General features: G+C 41.9%; 16 protein-coding genes and 1 tRNA gene. 11 read left to right on the plus strand and 6 right to left on the minus strand.

The window, feature by feature from the left end:
- Positions 1-30 precede the first annotated feature (30 nt).
- Both V7O62_RS11835 and V7O62_RS11840 read right to left on the minus strand, forming a co-directional pair.
- Positions 31-7,401, minus strand: coding sequence for an FG-GAP-like repeat-containing protein (locus tag V7O62_RS11835; protein ID WP_406656532.1), 7,371 nt, complete (start codon positions 7,399-7,401; stop codon positions 31-33).
- An 827-nt stretch (positions 7,402-8,228) separates the two neighbouring features.
- Positions 8,229-8,302 (minus strand) — tRNA-Thr (locus V7O62_RS11840).
- A 99-nt stretch (positions 8,303-8,401) separates the two neighbouring features.
- Here V7O62_RS11840 and V7O62_RS11845 point away from each other — a divergent pair.
- The 9 genes from V7O62_RS11845 (at position 8,402) to hisC (ending at position 16,333) form a co-directional block, all read left to right on the plus strand.
- Complete coding sequence (locus V7O62_RS11845; protein ID WP_406656533.1) at positions 8,402-8,956, plus strand: aldolase; 555 nt, start codon at positions 8,402-8,404, stop codon at positions 8,954-8,956.
- 57 nt (positions 8,957-9,013) lie between these two features.
- On the plus strand, positions 9,014-9,628 hold the full coding sequence (pgsA, locus tag V7O62_RS11850; protein WP_406656534.1) for an archaetidylinositol phosphate synthase: 615 nt from the start codon (positions 9,014-9,016) through the stop codon (positions 9,626-9,628).
- A 73-nt stretch (positions 9,629-9,701) separates the two neighbouring features.
- Entirely contained in the window at positions 9,702-10,133 is a 432-nt protein-coding gene (locus V7O62_RS11855; RefSeq protein ID WP_406656535.1) for an archease, read from the plus strand.
- Between the two features lie 166 nt (positions 10,134-10,299).
- Positions 10,300-11,766 carry an RtcB family protein gene (locus V7O62_RS11860; protein ID WP_406656536.1) on the plus strand — a complete coding sequence of 489 codons (1,467 nt, stop codon included), beginning with the start codon at positions 10,300-10,302 and terminating at the stop codon, positions 11,764-11,766.
- 318 nt (positions 11,767-12,084) lie between these two features.
- Positions 12,085-12,558, plus strand: a complete 474-nt coding sequence (locus V7O62_RS11865) for a PUA domain-containing protein (protein ID WP_406656537.1) — start codon at positions 12,085-12,087, stop codon at positions 12,556-12,558.
- Between the two features lie 75 nt (positions 12,559-12,633).
- Positions 12,634-13,557 (plus strand): acyltransferase, encoded by a 924-nt coding sequence (locus tag V7O62_RS11870; protein ID WP_406656538.1) that lies wholly within the window; start codon positions 12,634-12,636, stop codon positions 13,555-13,557.
- Between the two features lie 46 nt (positions 13,558-13,603).
- On the plus strand, positions 13,604-13,951 hold the full coding sequence (locus V7O62_RS11875) for a hypothetical protein (protein ID WP_406656539.1): 348 nt from the start codon (positions 13,604-13,606) through the stop codon (positions 13,949-13,951).
- Between the two features lie 125 nt (positions 13,952-14,076).
- On the plus strand, positions 14,077-15,252 hold the full coding sequence (locus V7O62_RS11880) for an acetylornithine transaminase (protein ID WP_406656540.1): 1,176 nt from the start codon (positions 14,077-14,079) through the stop codon (positions 15,250-15,252).
- Positions 15,233-16,333 carry a histidinol-phosphate transaminase gene (gene hisC / locus V7O62_RS11885; RefSeq protein WP_406656541.1) on the plus strand — a complete coding sequence of 367 codons (1,101 nt, stop codon included), beginning with the start codon at positions 15,233-15,235 and terminating at the stop codon, positions 16,331-16,333. The genes V7O62_RS11880 and hisC overlap by 20 nt, the downstream gene beginning before the upstream one ends.
- Here hisC and V7O62_RS11890 read toward each other — a convergent pair.
- Genes V7O62_RS11890 through artA form a run of 4 tightly spaced genes read right to left on the minus strand, consistent with a single transcriptional unit; the run spans position 16,319 to position 18,806 of the window.
- Positions 16,319-16,687 (minus strand): dihydroneopterin aldolase family protein, encoded by a 369-nt coding sequence (locus V7O62_RS11890; RefSeq protein WP_406656542.1) that lies wholly within the window; start codon positions 16,685-16,687, stop codon positions 16,319-16,321. The two genes, hisC and V7O62_RS11890, sit on opposite strands and share 15 nt — an antisense overlap.
- Before the next feature lie 6 nt (positions 16,688-16,693).
- On the minus strand, positions 16,694-17,371 hold the full coding sequence (locus V7O62_RS11895; RefSeq protein ID WP_406656543.1) for an archaetidylserine synthase: 678 nt from the start codon (positions 17,369-17,371) through the stop codon (positions 16,694-16,696).
- The gene (locus V7O62_RS11900; RefSeq protein WP_406656544.1) at positions 17,361-17,981 is read right to left on the minus strand and encodes a phosphatidylserine decarboxylase; all 621 of its coding nucleotides are present in this window, start codon (positions 17,979-17,981) and stop codon (positions 17,361-17,363) included. Before V7O62_RS11900 ends, V7O62_RS11895 begins: the two co-directional genes overlap by 11 nt.
- Positions 17,982-18,806, minus strand: a complete 825-nt coding sequence (gene artA, locus V7O62_RS11905; protein WP_406656545.1) for an archaeosortase A — start codon at positions 18,804-18,806, stop codon at positions 17,982-17,984. It lies immediately after the preceding gene.
- A 65-nt stretch (positions 18,807-18,871) separates the two neighbouring features.
- On the opposite strand from artA, the gene V7O62_RS11910 reads away from it, so the two are divergent.
- Both V7O62_RS11910 and V7O62_RS11915 read left to right on the plus strand, forming a co-directional pair.
- Positions 18,872-19,288: an NUDIX domain-containing protein gene (locus V7O62_RS11910; RefSeq protein WP_406656546.1), complete on the plus strand. Its 417-nt coding sequence runs from the start codon at positions 18,872-18,874 to the stop codon at positions 19,286-19,288.
- Positions 19,266-19,580, plus strand: a complete 315-nt coding sequence (locus tag V7O62_RS11915; RefSeq protein WP_406656547.1) for a transcription factor S — start codon at positions 19,266-19,268, stop codon at positions 19,578-19,580. Before V7O62_RS11910 ends, V7O62_RS11915 begins: the two co-directional genes overlap by 23 nt.
- The last annotated feature ends 33 nt before the right edge of the window (positions 19,581-19,613 follow it).

Raw genomic sequence — 19,613 nt, forward strand, 5'->3', positions numbered from 1 at the left:
ATTAATGGTGAAACAAGTCTCTTGATATGCTTAACTACTCTCCTCCTGAGTATTATCTTCCGTACCATCCAACCACTCGTAAAATGAATTTACTCCTTCGGATATTGTATTTGAAATAATATTATCTGATACTGCTTCCTTTAGATCATTGAAAACTGGGGAGGAAGAAAAATACTTTTGATATGCTTTTGATGCATCATCATCTATTTTTTCAAGACCTTTAGCTGTATTCGGATAACGTGTCTTTCCTAAATATTTTACATTTTTGACTATTGGTCCAACTACTTCGGTGATCCCACCAGCCAAAGCATCTTGAGCAACTCTTTCAGTATTTCCTTCCATAATTGTATTCTCAGTAACTTTATTAGATTGTAAGTGATTAGAGGTCATAGTGCTTGCTTGTGACCCAACAATACTACCAACTATTCCTCCTACAAGCAATTGCTGTCCAGCTGTCAGTCCAGTTCCAGCTAAAAGGGCAGGAGTTTCCATTGCTACCATAACACCTGCAGCTGTACCAGTCACTGCAATAAATGTACACTCTCCAACTTCTCTATAATCAACTTTAGTAAAATCACCATTTAAGAAATATAATTGTGCACCAAAAGAAATTGCACCTCCAAGGAGTCCTGCAGCTCCAACAGCTAGAATTACTGGATGATGCCCACTCGGATCAGTATACTTCACCGGATTGTTCAAAGTGTAAGCATACCTGTTCAGGTACTGAGGGTTATAAGGATCAGGCAGCATCGTATCAGGCTGCACGAAAACCCTGTACTCAGGCGAGTAATACCTAGCACCATAGTACATCAAATCAGTGTCAGCATCATTCTCCTGTCCTGTGAAACCGTACTTCTCCAGACCGCCGGACTGTACCTGGCCGTATGGATAATACTCGGTGCGCTCAACCTCAAGACCGCTTTCATCGATAAGTAGAGTGGTGCTGCCGAGGTGATCGGAGAGATACCACTCCATGTCTCCGGCTGTTTCCTTTGCGATGCGCTCGTCATCGCGGAAGAAGTAGCTGGTGGGTATGCTATTGTCCACTTCATAAAACTTGTTGACGTAGTAGGTGAATTCGCCATCAGAGTTCTGCTTTTTGACTCTCTGGCCGTCGGCATCGTACCAGTATTTTTCGACGAGGGAGCTGTTACCAGAGTAGCGTACCTCTCTTAGCTGGTTAGCATCGTTGTAGCTGTAAGTGAAATCATCATCTTCAACCAGATTACCGTTGGAATCGTAATCCAGAGTATTTCCATTATAGCTAACAGGAGCGTGGAATGGTTTACCTGCGTATCCGTAAGAGGATATTGTAACACTGTTCTCATCCACCTGCTGGATACATCCGTATGGATCATAGGTGAAATCACGCTGGTACGTAGGGACGCTGTTAACCGACATGTCCGCGCTGGTCAGCCTGTCAAGATCATCGTATCCGTATGTCTTCACGGAGTTCAGGACATTGTCCTCTATCTCAAGGATATTTCCGACGTCATCGAAGTCGTAGTTAAGATCTTGAAGACTTGCAGTGTATATCCTGTCCAGCAGGAGTTTCGTGGTGTCGTAGGTATAGCTCGTAACCACACCGTTGGAAAGCTCCTTGGTGCTGATCTGATTCCTTGCATTGTAGTCGAGATTATCGACGACACCTTCAACACTCTCCAGCTGGGTCTGCGCGTTGTAGGCCAAGTTCACATTTTCTCCGTTTGGATAGGTGATCCTTGTCGGCCTGTCCATGCTGTCGTACTCATAGGATGTGGTGTAGGGTGTACTATCCAGTGTTACAGTTTCATCTTCAACTCTGTAACGCAGGTCATAATCATAACCTGATGCAATGTTTCCTTTAGTTACCTGTGAGAGTGTGCCGTTGTACTCAAGATCGTAAGTGAAACTGACATCATCATCGCTTGGATAGTCAATTGCTGTGACCCTGTCCAGGGCATCGTATGTGAGATCTATTGAAACTCCTCTGGCATCGGTTTGGCTAATCAAGTTGCCGTTGAGGTCATACTCATACGTCCAGATACCCATATCCGGATCATTCATAGCCACCTTTCTTCCAAGGGAATCATAGGTGAAATACACATGTGGAATAAGTGATGCTGAAGATACAAGTTTTAGTTTCGGATAGCCATCCATTGCCCAGGTATTTGCGAAATCCCAGCCAACAAAGGTAGACTGAGTCTGCATTTCAGCAGTTGTCTTAGGAGTACCTTTTCCTGTATCAGAACAGCCTGTTGTTTGAGAGTCATAGTAACAATTTGTTACAGTATTCGAGTTTGTCCCTGTAATACCACCTTTTGTATTAGTACAGTCAACAAACCCTGTTGCATAGCATCTTTGAATATTGCCGTTGTTAAATCCTGACAGGCCTCCTGCCTGTGTGCCTGCGCATGTGACAGCACACATGGAATAACTATCCAGAATGCTACCAGTAGAATAGATTCCTGCTGCAAGTCCTCCTACATTGTTATGTCCTCCGGTTACATTTCCAGTTGAGAAACAATTTGAAATAGTTCCATGATTGAACACAGCTAAGGATCCTACATACTGATAGCCTAATACGGAAACATTGGTTAATCCCAGGTTCCTGATCTTTCCACCATCACCAAGATAGGCTACAAATCCTTGAACATTTGTCCATTGTTTGTTGATAGTTAAGTCGTCTATTTCGTACCCGTTTCCGTCTATACTTCCGATGAACATTTCGGTGGATGTACCAATTGGGACAAAACCTGCTCCACTGTTCCATGTACTTGTTGCGCTTGCATCAATATCATTCATCAGGATGTAATGTGCCGATAAATTGTTATTAATATCCTGCAGATCTGAAACACTATATATAGGGAATGGACTTGCCTCTGTACCACTGCCAATTGACTGCATCGGATTATCATCCGTTGTTGATGAATTTAGAATGATCTCGATCAGATTACTCCGAGCATCGTAAGTGTAGTTTGTGACATAGGTATCACCCTTGTTAAACTCATGGACATTTACAATATTCCCGAAAATATCGCTTGTCAGTGTTTTGTTAACTCCATTCTGATTTGTGATTGTGGTGTTTTCAAGCTCGTAGTAGTAAATCAGATTGGTGTTGTCCGTATTTGTGATAATCTTCGGTCTTCCGACAGCGTCATACTCGTAGTTTATGGATAGGCCGGTTTGGTTTATGTAATGCGGTACCTCGACACTTTCTACGAGATTCAGTTCATTGTATGCGGTATTCTGGATAATCCAGTCACTTTCACCTTCATACTTTTTCTGGATAAAATTTCCAAAGCCATCATATGAACCTACTGATTCAAAAGCTGAATAGATAGGTACTAAGAATGAGGTAAAACTTAGTTTTGGATAACCTCGCATATCCCAAGTATCGTTGAAATCCCAACCCACAAAGGTAGACTGAGTCTGCATTTCAGCAGTTGTCTTAGGAGTACCTTTGCCGGTATCAGAGCATCCTGTTGTTTGGGAGTCATAGTAGCAATCTGTTACAATATTCGAGTTTGTTCCTGTAATACCACCTTTTGTATTAGTGCAGTCAACAAATCCTGCCGCATAGCACCTTTGAATATTGCCGTTGTTGAATCCTGACAGGCCTCCTGCCTGTGTGCCTGCGCATGTGACAGCACACATGGAGTAACTGTCCAGAATGCTACCGGTGGAATAGATGCCTGCTACAAGTCCTCCCACGTTGTTATGCCCTCCGATAACACTTCCAGTTGAGAAACAATTTGAAATAGTTCCATGATTGAAGACAGTAAAGGAACCCACATACTGATAACCCAATACGGAAACATTGGTTAAACCTAGGTTCCTGATTTCTCCACCATCCCCAAGATAGGCCACAAATCCTTGAGCGTTTGTCCATTGTCTGTTGATAGTTAAGCCGTCTATTTCGTACCCGTTTCCGTCTATACTTCCGGTGAACATTTCAGTGGATGTGCCAATTGGAACAAAACCTGCTCCACTGTTCCATGTACTTGTTGCGCTTGCATCAATATCATTCATCAAAATGTAGTGTGCCGATAAATTGTTATTGATATCCTGCAGATCTGAAACACTGTATATCGGGAATGGACTTGTCTCTGTACCATCACCAGTGGTCTGTATGGAATGACCCATTTTACTGGTGCTGATATTAGTATGGATCTTTTCTGGAGCCAGGCCATCTTGATAGTATGTGTATTCAATGGAAGGTGAACTTACATTATCATAAGGTTTTACTACTTTTGCTATCCTGTGTAAATCGTCATAGATATACTCAGTGGAGACCCCATTGCTATCTGTTACTTTGGTTATTCTACCTATGTCATTGTATTCGTAGAATTCTTTTTGGCCTAAGGCATTCTCAATAGAAATCGGGTAAATGCAGTTATCATCATATTCTATGTCTTCAGAGTAGCCTTTTGGATCTGTAATTTGGATAATATTTCCATAGTTATCATAATCATACAAAATCGCCGGATTTTCTCCCAAATTATTCCATGATACTATTTTTGTAAGCTGGCCTTTGTTTATATTGCTGTTATCATTAGAATTGTCGAAATAGTACCATGATTCACTCTCATTTGCATAGTCCGAGTCTTCCATCCATTCATGAGTTTTCAGTCCGATAATCCATAAACTCTCTTCATTGGCATATTCGTAGTTGAGATATTTTTCATCACCGATGATATCAGTATCACCATGATCTGTTACGGAAAGAGGATTTCCGTAATCATCATATTCCTCATACTCAACTAAATAAGACCAGCCTGCTGAGCTGTCTGGGCTTTGTGCAAACCCGTCAAACTGCGTTGTGGATTCCGAGTTTAATAAAATAAGGTTGACATCAGGATGTATCTGCTGCCCGATATAATTCATTTCCGACAAGCTGTAAATATTTCCGTCCTTGTCCCATACTTCAGTTTGACTCTCAATGCCCTTTAATACATCATCTTGATGGAAAAAATGTTTACTAATGGAATAATCATTTTCAACAGTAACCTCACCAAATCCTCTGAATTCGATTTCTTCAGGGGGATTGAAATACTGCATTCCGTTTTTGTAAGTGTAATCTGTTGTGGAAACTACATTCCCATTATCTGAAATTCCGTTATTTCTGACCAACTGGCTTGTAACCCACATGCTCAAAGGCAAATCTGCAATACTATCGTCACCAGTATTATCAAATTTTGTTGAAGGCACATAATTTACAACTGTGCTTGCACCGATTGAATGGTTGATTTCACTCAATAAGTACGGAGTTTTGTAGTTTACAGATGGAGGATTAGCGTTTTTGTTTGTATTAATCCATGCTCCATATTTGTCATTATAGGCATCATATCCTCTGATTATATCTACTAATCCGTCCCCATTAACATCTGCAAATCTGACTCCATTGTCTGCACCGTTTCCTGAAAATGCAACAGGAGGCTTCCATGTACTCGCGGAGGACCACCCATTTCCTGTGTTTAACCATGCATCATATTTATCGTTGTAGCCGTCATACCCTCTGATAATATCTACTAGCCCATCTCCATTTACATCTGCAATTCTGATCCCGCAATCATTTCCAGTATATGAAAAGTAAGTAGGAGGATTCCATGCACTGGTGGAAGACCACCCATCTCCTGTATTTAACCAAGCACTTAGGTACGTATTCCCATTTCCATTGTTATAACCACGAAGTAAGTCAACAAGTCCATCTCCATTTACATCTGCAAGTCTTACTCCATTGTCTGCACCGTTACCTGAAAATGCAACAGGAGGATTCCATGTACTGGCAGAAGACCATCCACTCCCGGTATTTAGCCATGTTCCATACTTGTCATTATAGGCATCATATCCCCTGATTATATCTACTAATCCATCTCCATTTAAATCAGCTAATCTGGTACCTACATCAACACCGTTACCTGAAAATGGAACTGGAGGGTTCCATGTACTGCTAGAAGACCATCCACTCCCAGTATTTAACCATGTTCCATACTTGTCATTATAGGCATCATATCCCCTGATTATGTCTACTAATCCATCTCCATTAACATCAGCTAATCTGGTACCTGCATCAGCACCGTTGCCTGAAAATGGAGCTGGAGGATTCCATGTACTGCTAGAAGACCATCCACTCCCGGTATTTAGCCATGTTCCATACTTGTCATTATAGGCATCATATCCCCTGATTATATCTACTAATCCATCTCCATTAACATCAGCTAATCTGGTACCTGCATCAGCACCGTTACCTGAAAATGGAGCTGGGGGATTCCATGTACTGCTAGAAGACCAACTACCTATTGTGCAATAATCGAAGTTCGTGGACGGAAAAGATTCGCTATTTATTCCTGTTTTTGAAATACTTGTTAAAAATGATTTGGAATTCTCATTTTGGTAATCAAACTCATAATTCCATAAAAGAGATCCATTGCCTCTGATTTTAATATTGGAAATCAAGCTTTTTTCAATAACTTTGCTACCGTATTCATACAGAGTAAAAGTGTTTGGTTTCTCAATAAATTCAAAATCAATAATTGAAAGACCATCATTATAAATTATGCTATCAAGATAAACACTACCAAGTTCTCCAGTTCTTGGATTTTCTATGTAATTGTACTGAATCTGATTTCCATTTACGTCCTCAACAAGGTCCAGCCACCATTTAGTCACATAGTTTCGGCTTTCAACAGAATTTCTTTGTTCTGAAACATCATTATAGCCAAAACGATACTCTGTTCCATCTGATGCCTTTACTATCCAATAGTCACCAAATGAGTTGGTGTTTGTAATGCTTTTGGTAATATGCAGGAAACTTTCAGTTTCGGTGTGGAAAGAGTCATCATCCTCCACATAAACTAATTCATAGGTTGAGCCATCTAAGATAAGGTAAAATTTATCATCATTGGTGTTTTCAGTAGTATGGCTGATATCTCTATATATACAATTGTCATTTAACGACCAACCCATACCTAGCGAACCATAGGTACCTTTTGAACCGACACTACTGGAATAGGTAAGAGAAACTTTTGGTTCTAGGCCAGCCTTTCCTCTTACTGTTTCAATAGGATAGGTATAAACAAATGAGCCGGTGAATAAGCTGGTATCAAAACCATCATTATTGTTTTCAATTTTTGGATTTAGAAGATTTGTAGCACCTTCAACTATTTTTCCCGGATCTTCAGTAGGTTCAGAAACTGAAGACATGATTTCAATTTGGGATGATTCCAATTCACTGTCAGCAATATTTAGTATATTTTCAGACTTTGGATCTTTTTCAGTTTCCTCTTCTTTATCCACAAAGTCCGCATCATTATCTGCATTTGAGCCAGAATCCAATTGTGTATTCTCAGCATTCACGTCTTGTTCTGTATCCGTATTTTCAAGACAATATGCATTTGGTGCAAGCAAGATAACAATCATGAAAATTACAATTGATTTTTTTAGTAAGTCTGGATATTTTTTAAGCATTTTTAACACCAACCCTTCTCAAATTAAACAAATTTTATGAGTATTTGATTAATACTGAATAATGTTACTAAAAAAAGTTACAGATAAAACATATATATGTTTTTCGATTTAATTTGGAAATAATTCAGATAAAAAGCGATATCATACAGCAGTCTGATCACTAAATACAGATACAGGATTGACATTCAAATCTTAGACTAAATAGTTCCTCTACACCACTTTCCCACGGAAGCTTTATGTTTGATATACTGTGCTGTATACTATCTACAATATTCAAAAAAAGAATAACATCGGTTTAAGTCTTGTTGAATAACTTCTCTCTGTCTCAAGGGATGATTAATATTGTCACATCCTCCATCACTTCAGAGCAGACATTAATTTTTAGAATATCCAAATTAAGTCGAATTTGTCTTGGCCATAATTGTGAGAAATACCGTCCCTTTGCAATAGTTTAATAAAAGTACGGCAATTCTGAATTTTTTTTCAATGCAGTCAGCCGCTTTAATAGAAATGACCATGACAAATTCTGAAATCGTAAGAGATGCGAAATTTTCATGCTTGCATTGAAGATCATTTGATAAACAAAAGATGTATCTTAAATTTATTCCTTTTCATGATTATGTGCACCTTTCAATATCTGCTAAATCTGCTTACTTGGAAGGTACCCCTAGGTTCCTACTATATTGGGGTTTCAATTTTTCCCAGATTTGAATCTAGAATCTTTCCATGTGTATGATTAAGAAATACAAAACAAAATAAGCTTTGAACTGAAAAACAGAAGCCCCGGGCGTGATTTGAACACGCGACCTAGTGATTACAAGTCACTCGCTCTGCCGGGCTGAGCCACCGAGGCATCTGTGATAGTAAGTGCTCCGCATCTATTTATGCGATGCACTCCCTTAGATATCATAATCGCAGATAAATTTTATGGTAACAAATACGGAGAAACTCCATGTGGCGTGAAATAGCAAGGATAGGGAAGAAGCTTGTTGATACAGGACTGGTAGAATCTCACTTCGGGAACATCAGTGTAAGGGTAGGCAACAGGATGATAATCACGCGTAGTGGCTCGGCTCTTGATGAAATCACCGAAGATAGTGTAGTGGAGGTCGGGCTTGACGGGACATGTGCACTTGACGTAATTGCTTCTTCCGAAGCCATCGTTCACCGTGCAATTTACAAGAATACCCCTGCGCTTGCAATCGTACATGCTCACTGTCCTTTTGCGGTGACAATGTCCTTGCTTGCAGATGATGAGACAATCGAGCCATCTGACAGCGAGGGGCAGTATTTCCTGGGTGAGATACCAATAATAAAGGGTGGCATTGGTTCTGATGAACTTGCAGGCAACGTTTCCTCGGCGCTTGCTACCCATAAAGCTGCTATCGTTTACAGTCACGGGACCTTTGCAATCGGGCGTGTGCTGGATGAAGCCTATGTCATGACCACCCAGGTGGAGCATTCCTGCAAGATAAAATACTGGTATGACCTTGCCAGGAATCGTTGACTTTTCGTTCAGCCGGAAAATGTTAAATCTCAAAAGAATTCATTAGGTACGTTATTCATGACTTTCAATGCTCTCAGACCACTCGCGTCAAAATTCCTTGAACCTGTGGCAAAAACGACAGCAAATGCCGGTATATCTCCAGATACCGTTTCCTTGTTGTCCCTTGCCTTTGCTGCTCTTTCAGGTATAATGTATTATTATTCGAGGTCAGATCCTCTAATAGTTCTTGTTGCGGGTTTGCTGGTGGCTTTGAACTCTTTCCTGGATGCAATGGATGGCCTCATGGCACGTTATCTTGAAATTGCAAGCCCCAGGGGAGATTTCCTGGATCATGTAATTGATCGCTATTCAGATGTATTCATCATATGCGGCATATTCTTCGGAGGCTATGTATACTGGCAGATAGGTGTCGTGGCAATTGTCGGGGTCTTGCTCACCAGTTATCTGGGAACACAGGCACAGGCCCTGCATCTTGGCAGGTACTACGGTGGAATTATCGGAAGGGCAGACCGTCTTGTCCTTATAATGCTCGCTTCACTGGTATATTTCATATACCCTTACCAGGTCTACGGCTTCTCATCGCTGGGATGGATGATACTGATTATTGCCATAGGAAGCCATATCACAGCCCTCCAGAGGATTGCTCATATCTGGAAACAACTTGGTGAATGATCGCAAGGTTGCATCAAAGGGTCTGTTAAAATTATCTACATTGTAATATCAATTCAGGAGCATATTCTCCCACATGAAAGAAAGATTCGAATATCTGGAACACACGGCAGATGCAAAGTTCAGGGCATACGGAAGAACTATTGAAGAGGCTTTTGAGAATGCAGCTTCTGCTATGTTCAATGTAATGATAGATACCGACACTGTGGAAAACGAAATTTTCCAGGAAATAGAACTGAATTCAGAGGATCTTGAATCCCTTCTTTTCAACTGGCTCTCGGAGATTCTTTTTGTGTTTGAGGTTGAAAATCTCGTATTCGGTAAATTCATCGTTGAGAAGCTTGAACAGGACAAGGATGATTTTCGTCTCTACGCAAAGGTGCTGGGTGAAGAGATTGACCTTTCAAAACACAAGTTTGACACTGAGGTCAAAGCTGCAACTTATAATGACATGAGAATTGAACCAATATCAGGTGGATGGATGGTCCAGGCAACAGTGGATACCTGATTATGGACAGAACAATGCTTTAACCAGTAATGGCTAGCAGAAGATTGCCTGGACGATGCTTTTCAGTAGCAATACAGCAGTATCTTGCTTTCTTTATTATCAACACATTCATACGTGCCGGGCTATATAGTTCAGGTCATAGATATCATCACAGAGGAAAAATCAGATGTCACAGGATAATGAAACTTCAGTTTTCGACGTGCTTAAACGCATTAGTGATAATGAATGGGAGGTGCCTGTAGGATTTAAGCCGGGAATGAACGTTCCGGGGAGAATCTTTGTGTCTGAGTCACTTCTTCATCTTCTTGAAATGGAAACCCTGGGCCAGGTGGCAAACGTTGCTACCCTGCCGGGAATACAGAAATACTCTATGGCAATGCCTGATGCTCACCTGGGTTATGGTTTTTCAATAGGTGGCGTTGCAGCATTTGATAAGGAATCCGGTATCATCAGTCCCGGAGGGGTAGGTTTTGATATAAACTGCGGAGTACGCCTTATACGCTCTAACTTATCGGAGCAGGATGTACGTCCGAAGCTTGCAGGACTACTGGACGATCTATTTGATGCTATCCCTACAGGAGTAGGTTCTAAAAGTCGCCTTAAGGTCACAGACACAGAACTTGAGGACATATTCACACATGGTGTACAGTGGGCGGTGGACAATGGTTATGGTGCAAAGGCAGACATTATACATTGTGAAAGCAAGGGACAGATGCCCGAAGCCGACCCCTCGAAGGTAAGCGCGAAGGCCCGCAAACGAGGAAGGCCCCAGATAGGCACGCTGGGAAGTGGAAACCATTTCCTTGAAGTCCAGTATGTTGACGAGATATATGATGAAGAAGCTGCTTCTGCAATGGGCCTTGAGGAAGGGCAGGTTACTTTCATGATTCATTGCGGCTCGCGTGGTGCGGGTCACCAGATATGTACCGACCATCTGCAGGTGTTGGCACAGGCTTCGAAGAAATATGGAATATCTCTACCTGACAGGCAGCTTGCATGTGCTCCGGCACAGTCACAGGAAGCACAGGACTATTTCAAGGCAATGGTATGTGCCGCAAACTATGCCTGGGTCAACAGGCATGTGATCATGCACTGGACCCGTGAGGTCTTTGAGAAACATTTTGCAGGTGACTTCGGGGACCTTGGTCTTGACCTGGTCTATGATGTAGCTCATAACATAGCGAAGCTCGAAGAGCATAATGTCGACGGGAAGAATACGGAAGTATACGTGCACAGAAAGGGAGCTACACGTGCTTTTCCACCAGGTCATCCTGATCTGCCGGAAAAATATCTTGCTATAGGTCAACCAGTGTTGATTCCCGGAAGCATGGGCACACCTTCATATGTATTATGCAGCAACGAAGGCTCGATGGATATAAGCTTTGGAAGTGCATGTCATGGTGCAGGGCGTGTAATGAGTCGCAAACATGCAAAAAAAGAACTTCGTGGTGAAGATATAAAAGAGGAATTAAGTTCCAGAGGTATCCTTGTCAGGGCAACGCAACCTTCTCTAATTGCCGAGGAAGCTCCTGAGGTCTATAAGTCAAGCAGTGAGGTAGTGGAGGTTGTGCACGACGTAGGAATCGCCAGAAAGGTTGCTAAGCTCCTGCCCATGGGAGTAATAAAAGGCTAATTCCTTTTTTCTCCTTTTTAGAGTTGATACAAAAAGAACCCGGAAATAAAAACCTTACAGTCTTCTAGCTTATAATTAAGTCAGAATGAGCAAAGAGGAAACGGGGTTTGTTTGAGGGGATGAATGGTTTTGCTTGGTTACAGTTACTATACCTTTGAATACAGTTACAAGCAGTTAGCCCGCTTCCTCAGTTTATAATTGGTCATTATTATATATAAATCTGTTCGATATTCCTTATATACATTTTCTTGGATTGTCCGGCAGGAGTTTAATCTGTGGACCGCTATCAATTTAATGCTTATACTTTATTTAGCATCTATGCCCGGGACTGAAAAAAATCTTAAAAGAGTGCGTATAATGGCTGATTTCCAGTTTGGAAAAGGCTGTGGAGATGTTCTTTTTCCTGAATGTGTAAATTTCAGGCTTTCAAAAACCAAACGTGTAAGGCAGGTCTTCAACGGGAATGAACACATTGCAACGGTAAGAGCAAAGGATGGAATGCTGACCCTTGGTATGGAAGGTGCACGCCTAATACATGATTACTTCCCTTCACCTGCCAGGAGGGTAGTAGTTTGTGAAGATGCGGTACCTTTTGTAGCTAAAGGCAAAACAACCTTTGCAAAACATGTATTGTCCCTTGATCCTGAATTGCGTGCAGACGATGAGGTAGTGGTTGTAAGTGAGTCAGATGAGTTGCTGGCAACAGGTCAGTTACTCTTTTCACCTGATGAACTCGGCTCTCTGGATAGGGGAGCGGCTGTTGATGTGAGGCGTGGAAAGGAGCAGTCCTGATATAAGGAACAATAATGTGTTTTAAGGATAAAATTAAAATAATATCAAGCCGATAAAAATGGACTAGTAGCAGCGATGCCTTCAAAAAAATTTCATCCGTCTCCGGAGCGTGAAAACATAGAAGAGGAATTTTTCAAGACTTTTGTTGTTCCGGATAAAACCAGAATGGAAGAACATACGATCGTTGTAGACGGAGATGTCATTGTAGGTAACCACTCGGATATCAGGTACGGCGTAATATCCAATTCATCCATACTGGGAGAAAGGGTACAACTTGCCGGGGACCTGGTCTCTAAATCAGATGTGAGGATAGATATCTGGTCACAGATAGGTGGGAATGTCAAGACTGATTCAAACGCCTACATCGGTGAGTTCGTTTCCATAGATGGTAAGCTCGTTGTGAAAGGAGATCTGGATATCGGTAATGATGTCAAGATCAACGGTGGTTTTGAGGCCAAGGGTTGGATAGTCGTACGTAATCCTATTCCTGTCATGGTCTATCTTTTCCTTTACATAAGTGAACTCTTAAGGCTTGGAAAAGACGAAGAAGTTGAAAAGGCGTTAGAAGACCTCTTTGATGATGAAGATCTCGAATCAATAGGTTCCAACAGTATGATTATCCCCAACGGTTCCAAGATTTCCATGGACGCCATCAAGGTGCCTTCAAAGGCAGTCATTGGAAACGATTGCCGGCTGGTGGGCAATATCCGTGCAACTTCCCTTGAAATGGAAAGTGGAACAACTCTCTATGGAAGTGTCCGCACTATTCAGGATGTCCGACTTGGTCAAAACAACATTATTCACGGGAACATAGTTTCTAGGGGAACAGTCTACATTGCTGAAGAAACCCATATATTGGGTGAGATCAACGCTCAGTCAATAAAGATTCATGAAAGTGCACGTGTTGACGGAGTCATGCGCGCACCAGATGGTATCATTTTTGAAAGAGAAGAAGAAGAGGTCCTGAACGAAAAAGAACTGATGGAACTGAATGTTTGATATTTGTTGTACTTTCCAACATAAAAATGCATTCAAGGGGCTGGTTATGAATTCGATTGAAATGTTCAATTTTCTTGATTTTGCGATCAGGTTGTCTATTGTTGTAGTTGCATTATTGCTTTCGAGCCTGCTGATAAAGATTGATGCAGATGTCATCCGCTCACGGATATATGTCTCCTTTAAGAAGATCAAAAACTACTTCGTACTTCTCACAGCTGGTTTCCTGTTGTATCTTGCCGACGCTTACATGAGTATAAGTGAACCGGTTGCAGTATCCAGCGGGGAGCATGACATGCTCCTGGGAATATCATCAGCGGTATTCGAGGTACTTATTCTTATCTTTCTGGTCAATCTCTATGTAGCAATAAGGGTTCCTGACAAAAGGATACTTTGAGTCCGAAACCTTTAATCTTTTTTTGGCTTATTTTGTCTCAATTACCAGAAGCCTTAATATCTCTCTTCGATTTCAATAGCCATCTTTAATACTGTATCCAATGTTATAGTGCAAAAGGTGTTTACATGACAGAGAATACTACTTCACAATCACCGGATCATGAATCTACTATCAAAATGGACGCTAAATATGTAATGCAGAACTATGGCCGCTACAATATTGTACTTTCCAGCGGAAGCGGCTCTGTTGTCCGTGATGTGAATGGCAGGGAATATATTGATTGCGTTGCAGGAATAGCTGTTAACAATATCGGTCACTGCCATCCGAAACTTGTGAAGGCTATTCGGGATCAGGCAGAAAAGCTGATCCATGTTTCGAATCTCTATTATACCGTGCCCCAGGCTAAACTTGCAGAACAACTCGTGAAGGTTACTGGCATGTCCCGTGTGTTCTTCTGCAATTCGGGCACAGAAGCAGTTGAGGCTGCAATGAAACTTGCACGTGCAACAACCGGTAAGGCCGATTTCGTAGCGGTGGAACACTCTTTCCATGGTCGTACCATGGGTTCTCTTTCAGTTACTTACAAGGAAATATATCGCAGCCCATTCAAACCACTGGTACAGGAAGAAAAATTCGTGCCATATGATGACCCAGATGCCATTGCAGATGCCATTACTGAGAAAACTGCAGCTGTTATAGTTGAGCCTATCCAGGGAGAAGGTGGAATCAATGTTCCTTCAGACAAATACCTTCAGGAAGTTCGCAGCATCTGTGATGAGACTGGAACCCTCCTTATCTTTGATGAAGTACAGACTGGCTTTGGTCGAACCGGAAAATGGTTCTGTAAGGAACACTCAGGAGTCGAGCCGGATATTATGACAATGGCAAAAGCAATTGGTGGAGGATTTCCTATGGGAGCGATTGCAGCACGTGAAGGTATCTCTTTTGGTAAGGGTCAGCATGCTGCAACTTTTGGAGGCAATCCACTGGCCTGTGCTGCAGCTCTGGCTTCGATGGAGGTTATTCGCGAAGAAAATCTCATTGATCGCTCAAAGGAAATGGGTGATTATTTCATGAACAAACTCAGGAACATGTCTCTTGATGGTGTAGTGGATGTACGCGGACGCGGACTTATGATCGGTGTGGAACTTGATCGCAAGTGTGCGGACATCGTAGAGTCTTGCATGGAAAAGGGAGTGCTCCTGAACTGCACTTCGGAGAAGGTACTTCGTATTGCTCCTCCTCTTACCATAACTAAAGAGCAGATCGATTTGGTGGTGGATGTCCTTGAGCAGGCCTGAACTGATAAAACCTGAAATAGCCGGTATTGCGGAATATGTTCCGGGGAAATCAATCGAGGATATTGCCAGAAAGTATGGCCTGGACCCGGCTTCTATCATAAAGCTGGGTTCCAATGAGAATGTATTGGGACCTTCTCAAAAGGCTGTAGAGGCTATTGAGGCTCATTCAGGAAAAGTGAATATATATCCTTCATCAGATGCATCCGAGCTGGTGGAGGCGATCTCAGCCTACACGGGTTTCCCTGCCGGGAATATATGTGCTTCGGGACCTGGTATGGATGGTTTGCTTGATAACCTCATGAGATTGCTGATCTCTACTGGCGATGAGATCATTCTTCCTGTCCCGACCTTCTCCTACTATGAGGTTGCAGCCCGTGCCAACGGAGCGATTCCTGTTCATGTGAATTTGAACACTGATCTTTCTCTCGATGCAGATGCGGTCATGAAAGCTGAGTCATCACGGACAAAGGTAATATTCCTTTGCTCTCCCAACAATCCTACTGGTAAACAGGTCGCTGAGGAAGACCTTCGTCGTATACTGGAACATACCAGGGGGCTGGTCTTTGTGGATGAGGCTTATGTAGAGTTCTCTGATCATAATTTCTCGCATCTTGTTAATGAATATGACAACATTATTATTGGCAGGACCCTGTCGAAGGCATTCGGACTTGCCGGAATGAGGCTTGGATATGGCATTATGCCTGCATGGCTCAAACAACAGTACATGAAGATAGCAACTCCTTTCAGTATAAGTGTGCCATCGATTGTTGCAGGTGTTGCGGCACTATCGGATAGTGCTCACCTTCAGAAAAGCATACTTTGTGCCAGGGAAGGTCGTGATTTCTTCTCAAAGAACATCCCCTTCAAAGTTTATGAATCTCAGGCAAATTTTGTTCTGGTGGACGTTTCTCCTTTTAAATCGAAGGATGTTGTTGAGATTTTCCTGAAAAAAGGTATCATAATAAGGGATTGCCGTTCTTTCAAAGGTGCCGGAGATTCCTTTGTTCGTGTTACAGTGGGCACAGGCGTGCAAAATGAAAAGGTAGTCGAAGTATTTGAAGAAATTTCAGCTCAGGTCTGAGCTGTAAATTTTATCTATTTTCATTAGCGGATAGTCAAGTTCCTGATTGAATGCAAGGCTGACATCTGCCCGGATGGAATTGTGTTCGATTGTTATTTTTACATCCAGCATACGTCCTTCCAGTTCGCAATATCCGAATTCGCCGTTTATTTTTGAGCGGATGATGTCCCTGTCTATGTATACGCTTATGTCCTTAACGAACGGCTGGACTGAAATGCTTTCCTGTATTGCCGTTTCAAGACTCTTTACTGTCCTAAGGTTGACTGGTGATCCTGTAAACTGGTGGTAAAGGGCGCCCAGTTTGATACCTGCCTCAAATAATGCGTTATCTCTGTCATTTATAATGTCATTCATGCTTTTTCACACAGTTCTCTTTATGGCGGGAGATATCATATAGAGTAACATAGCTCCCATTAAAAGGGTTGCCATGAAATATGTATAGCTAATATTCACAGCATAGGAAAGGATGGTTGCTCCAAAGAGTAAACCCACTGGTATCAGGATTTCAGGTTTTCTTGCTTTCATGTAAGTGATCTTGCTTATCATCAATAGTCCGATGACAAAAGTGAGTATTGTTGCAAAGCCAATATTAAAATAATTCTCACCTGTCAGCATATATGCTGACAGGACAATTCCTCCTGCGGTAATGGGTAATCCTTTGAATGAAGGAAGTTCCTGATGTGATGTATTAAACCTTGCCAGTCTTAGTATCCCGCAGAGGAAGTAAAAGCAAAGTGCTGCAAGAAGCAAATAATTTGCTTCATCGCCTGCGAATGAATACATTATAGCAACAGGTGCAACTCCGAATGATATAACATCGGCAAGAGAGTCAAGGTTTGCTCCGATTTCACTACCTGAATAAAGTCGTGAAAGATATCCATCAATACCATCAGCTATGGCAGCTGCTAATATCAGTGTGGGTGCGAGATAGGTAAAACCGTTCTGGACCAGGATTAATGCCAGCAGGCCGCAAAGTGAATTGAATAAAGTTGCAATATCAGCCAATTTCAACATCTGGAAAATCGTTTCACTTCCCATTGCAGTTTGCCCGGGCGATTACTGTTATCCCTGCAAAAACCCTGTCTCCTTTTTTGCAGGCAATATCAAAATTCTCGGGGATGGTTACATCAACTCTTGATCCGAAACGTATCATTCCGAATCGTTCTCCCTGAGTCATATAATCTCCTTCTCTGACGTATGAGACTATTCTCCGGGTAACAGTTCCTGCGATTTGTATAACTTCCACCAGTCCATGCTCTGTTTCTATAAGTATGTGACTACGTTCATTCCTTTCTGAATCCTTACAAAATGCAGGTATATATCCTCCTTTCTTATGTATGATTGAATGAACTCTTCCTGTCAGAGGTACCCTGTTAACATGTACATTCTGGAAATTCATAAAGATGCACACCTTTCTTCCCCGAATATCTACAATCTTACCGTCGGCAGGTGCAAGCATGATGTCTTCACATCTTTCAATATGCCTTTCAGGATCTCGAAAAAAGAATAAAAAGAATATTGTAACAGCTATCCCAAAGAGTGCTACCAGATCCGTATGTGGCCAGCTAAAGAAAAAATGAGCAATGGTAGCAAGTATACTGATAGTAACTGCAGTTATTATCCAAGGAGCCGAACCTTTTGCAAGCATCTAATTATTTCCTACTACTTTTTTTATTAAATTCTGAATGCATCCGGTGACTAAGAACCATACTCCTTCGATAAGCTCTATTAGTTCGGGGAGGATACGCATTACTACATAGGCTATGGCAAAGAGGGCGATACCTGATCCTATTTTTGCAATGGTGTGGTGGGCGATCTCAAAGCTATCAGGACCGAACCACTGGTATGCATAAGCAACTATTACAAATACATCTCTTATTATATTTAACCCGTATATAACAGGCACGGAAACCAGAAATGCCATAGCATGCTTTTTAAATGGTGCGTTGACAGAGGCTATAAGCCCTATGAACAATGCTATACTTTCAATAGCAGTACAGGCGAGTATGATCTCTACCTGGTATCCGTTAAGTCCTATTTTGTTCCAGGCTGTCAGTTCTGCAGGCACGTTTAGCATATGCAGAGTCCAGAGTACGTTATCCGTTACAAGGGAAATGATTCCTACATTCAGGGATTCCATCTGTGCGAATGGGAAATAGAACAGCGAACCCAGGGCTGTTGCGCTTGTTGCCATGGATGTAATATCTGGTGACCGTTTTTCCGGGATATCCGGTGACTTGTACTCCTTGAACATAGTATATGCTATTATGAGACAAACTATGCCCACAACTATAACCAGAACAACATTGAAGTAATCAGCTATTTCAAGGTAATGAAGTGGCTGGTAAAACCAGTGTATTGCAAAGAATGCCCAGCCTGCCGCTCCCAGCAATTTACGGAGATTATTTTTTCTGGGTGTCAGTGAACTGGCAAGCATCAATGCCACAGCAACCCAAAGTACATTTTCTATCATTTGCACGCACCTTTAATAGGTATGCGCTCTATATATTTGATTTAGCGTATTAAGCTTTTGTTCATATGTGCCCCGATACTCCAAAACTGACAGTTGATGCTGTTATTCTGTTCAATGGCAGGATTGTGCTTATACAGCGTAAAAACCCTCCTTTTCAGGGTAAATTTGCTTTGCCAGGTGGTTTTGTTGACATAGGTGAAACCGTAGAAGAAGCAGTTGTACGGGAAGCTCTTGAGGAAACCGGTCTGTCAATAGAAATAGTTAAGTTGCTTGGGGTATATTCTGACCCTCTGCGTGATCCCCGAGGCCATACCGTAAGTGTGGTTTACCTTTCAGTGGGTCGTGGTGATCTTAAAGCTGGTTCCGATGCGAAGAGTGTCTATCTCTTCGACATAATGAATATACCAGAAATGGCATTCGACCACAATACGATATTAGAGCAGTCAAAAGGTGAAATCGATGGAATTCTGTCCAAAATGTAAAAGCATGATGTTTCCGGTACAGGGTAGCTCCCAATGTAGAAAATGTGGGTATGTTAAAGAAAAAGAAGGTAAAGACGAATCACTGGTGTCTAAAGCAGAACGTGCAGACAGGGAAGTCACAGTACTTGAAGGCAACATTGAACAGGGTCTTCCAACAACAACGGTGAGATGTGAGGAATGTGGCAACAATACGGCATACTGGTGGTTGCGTCAGCTCAGGTCTGCAGATGAATCGGAAACAAGATTCTTCAAGTGTACAAAGTGCAGTGCAACCTGGCGTGAGTATGATTAATATATAATTAGTATCTTATGTCTAGCAGGTTGT

The organism is Methanolobus sp. ZRKC2, assembly GCF_045291185.1.
Classification (GTDB): domain Archaea; phylum Halobacteriota; class Methanosarcinia; order Methanosarcinales; family Methanosarcinaceae; genus Methanolobus.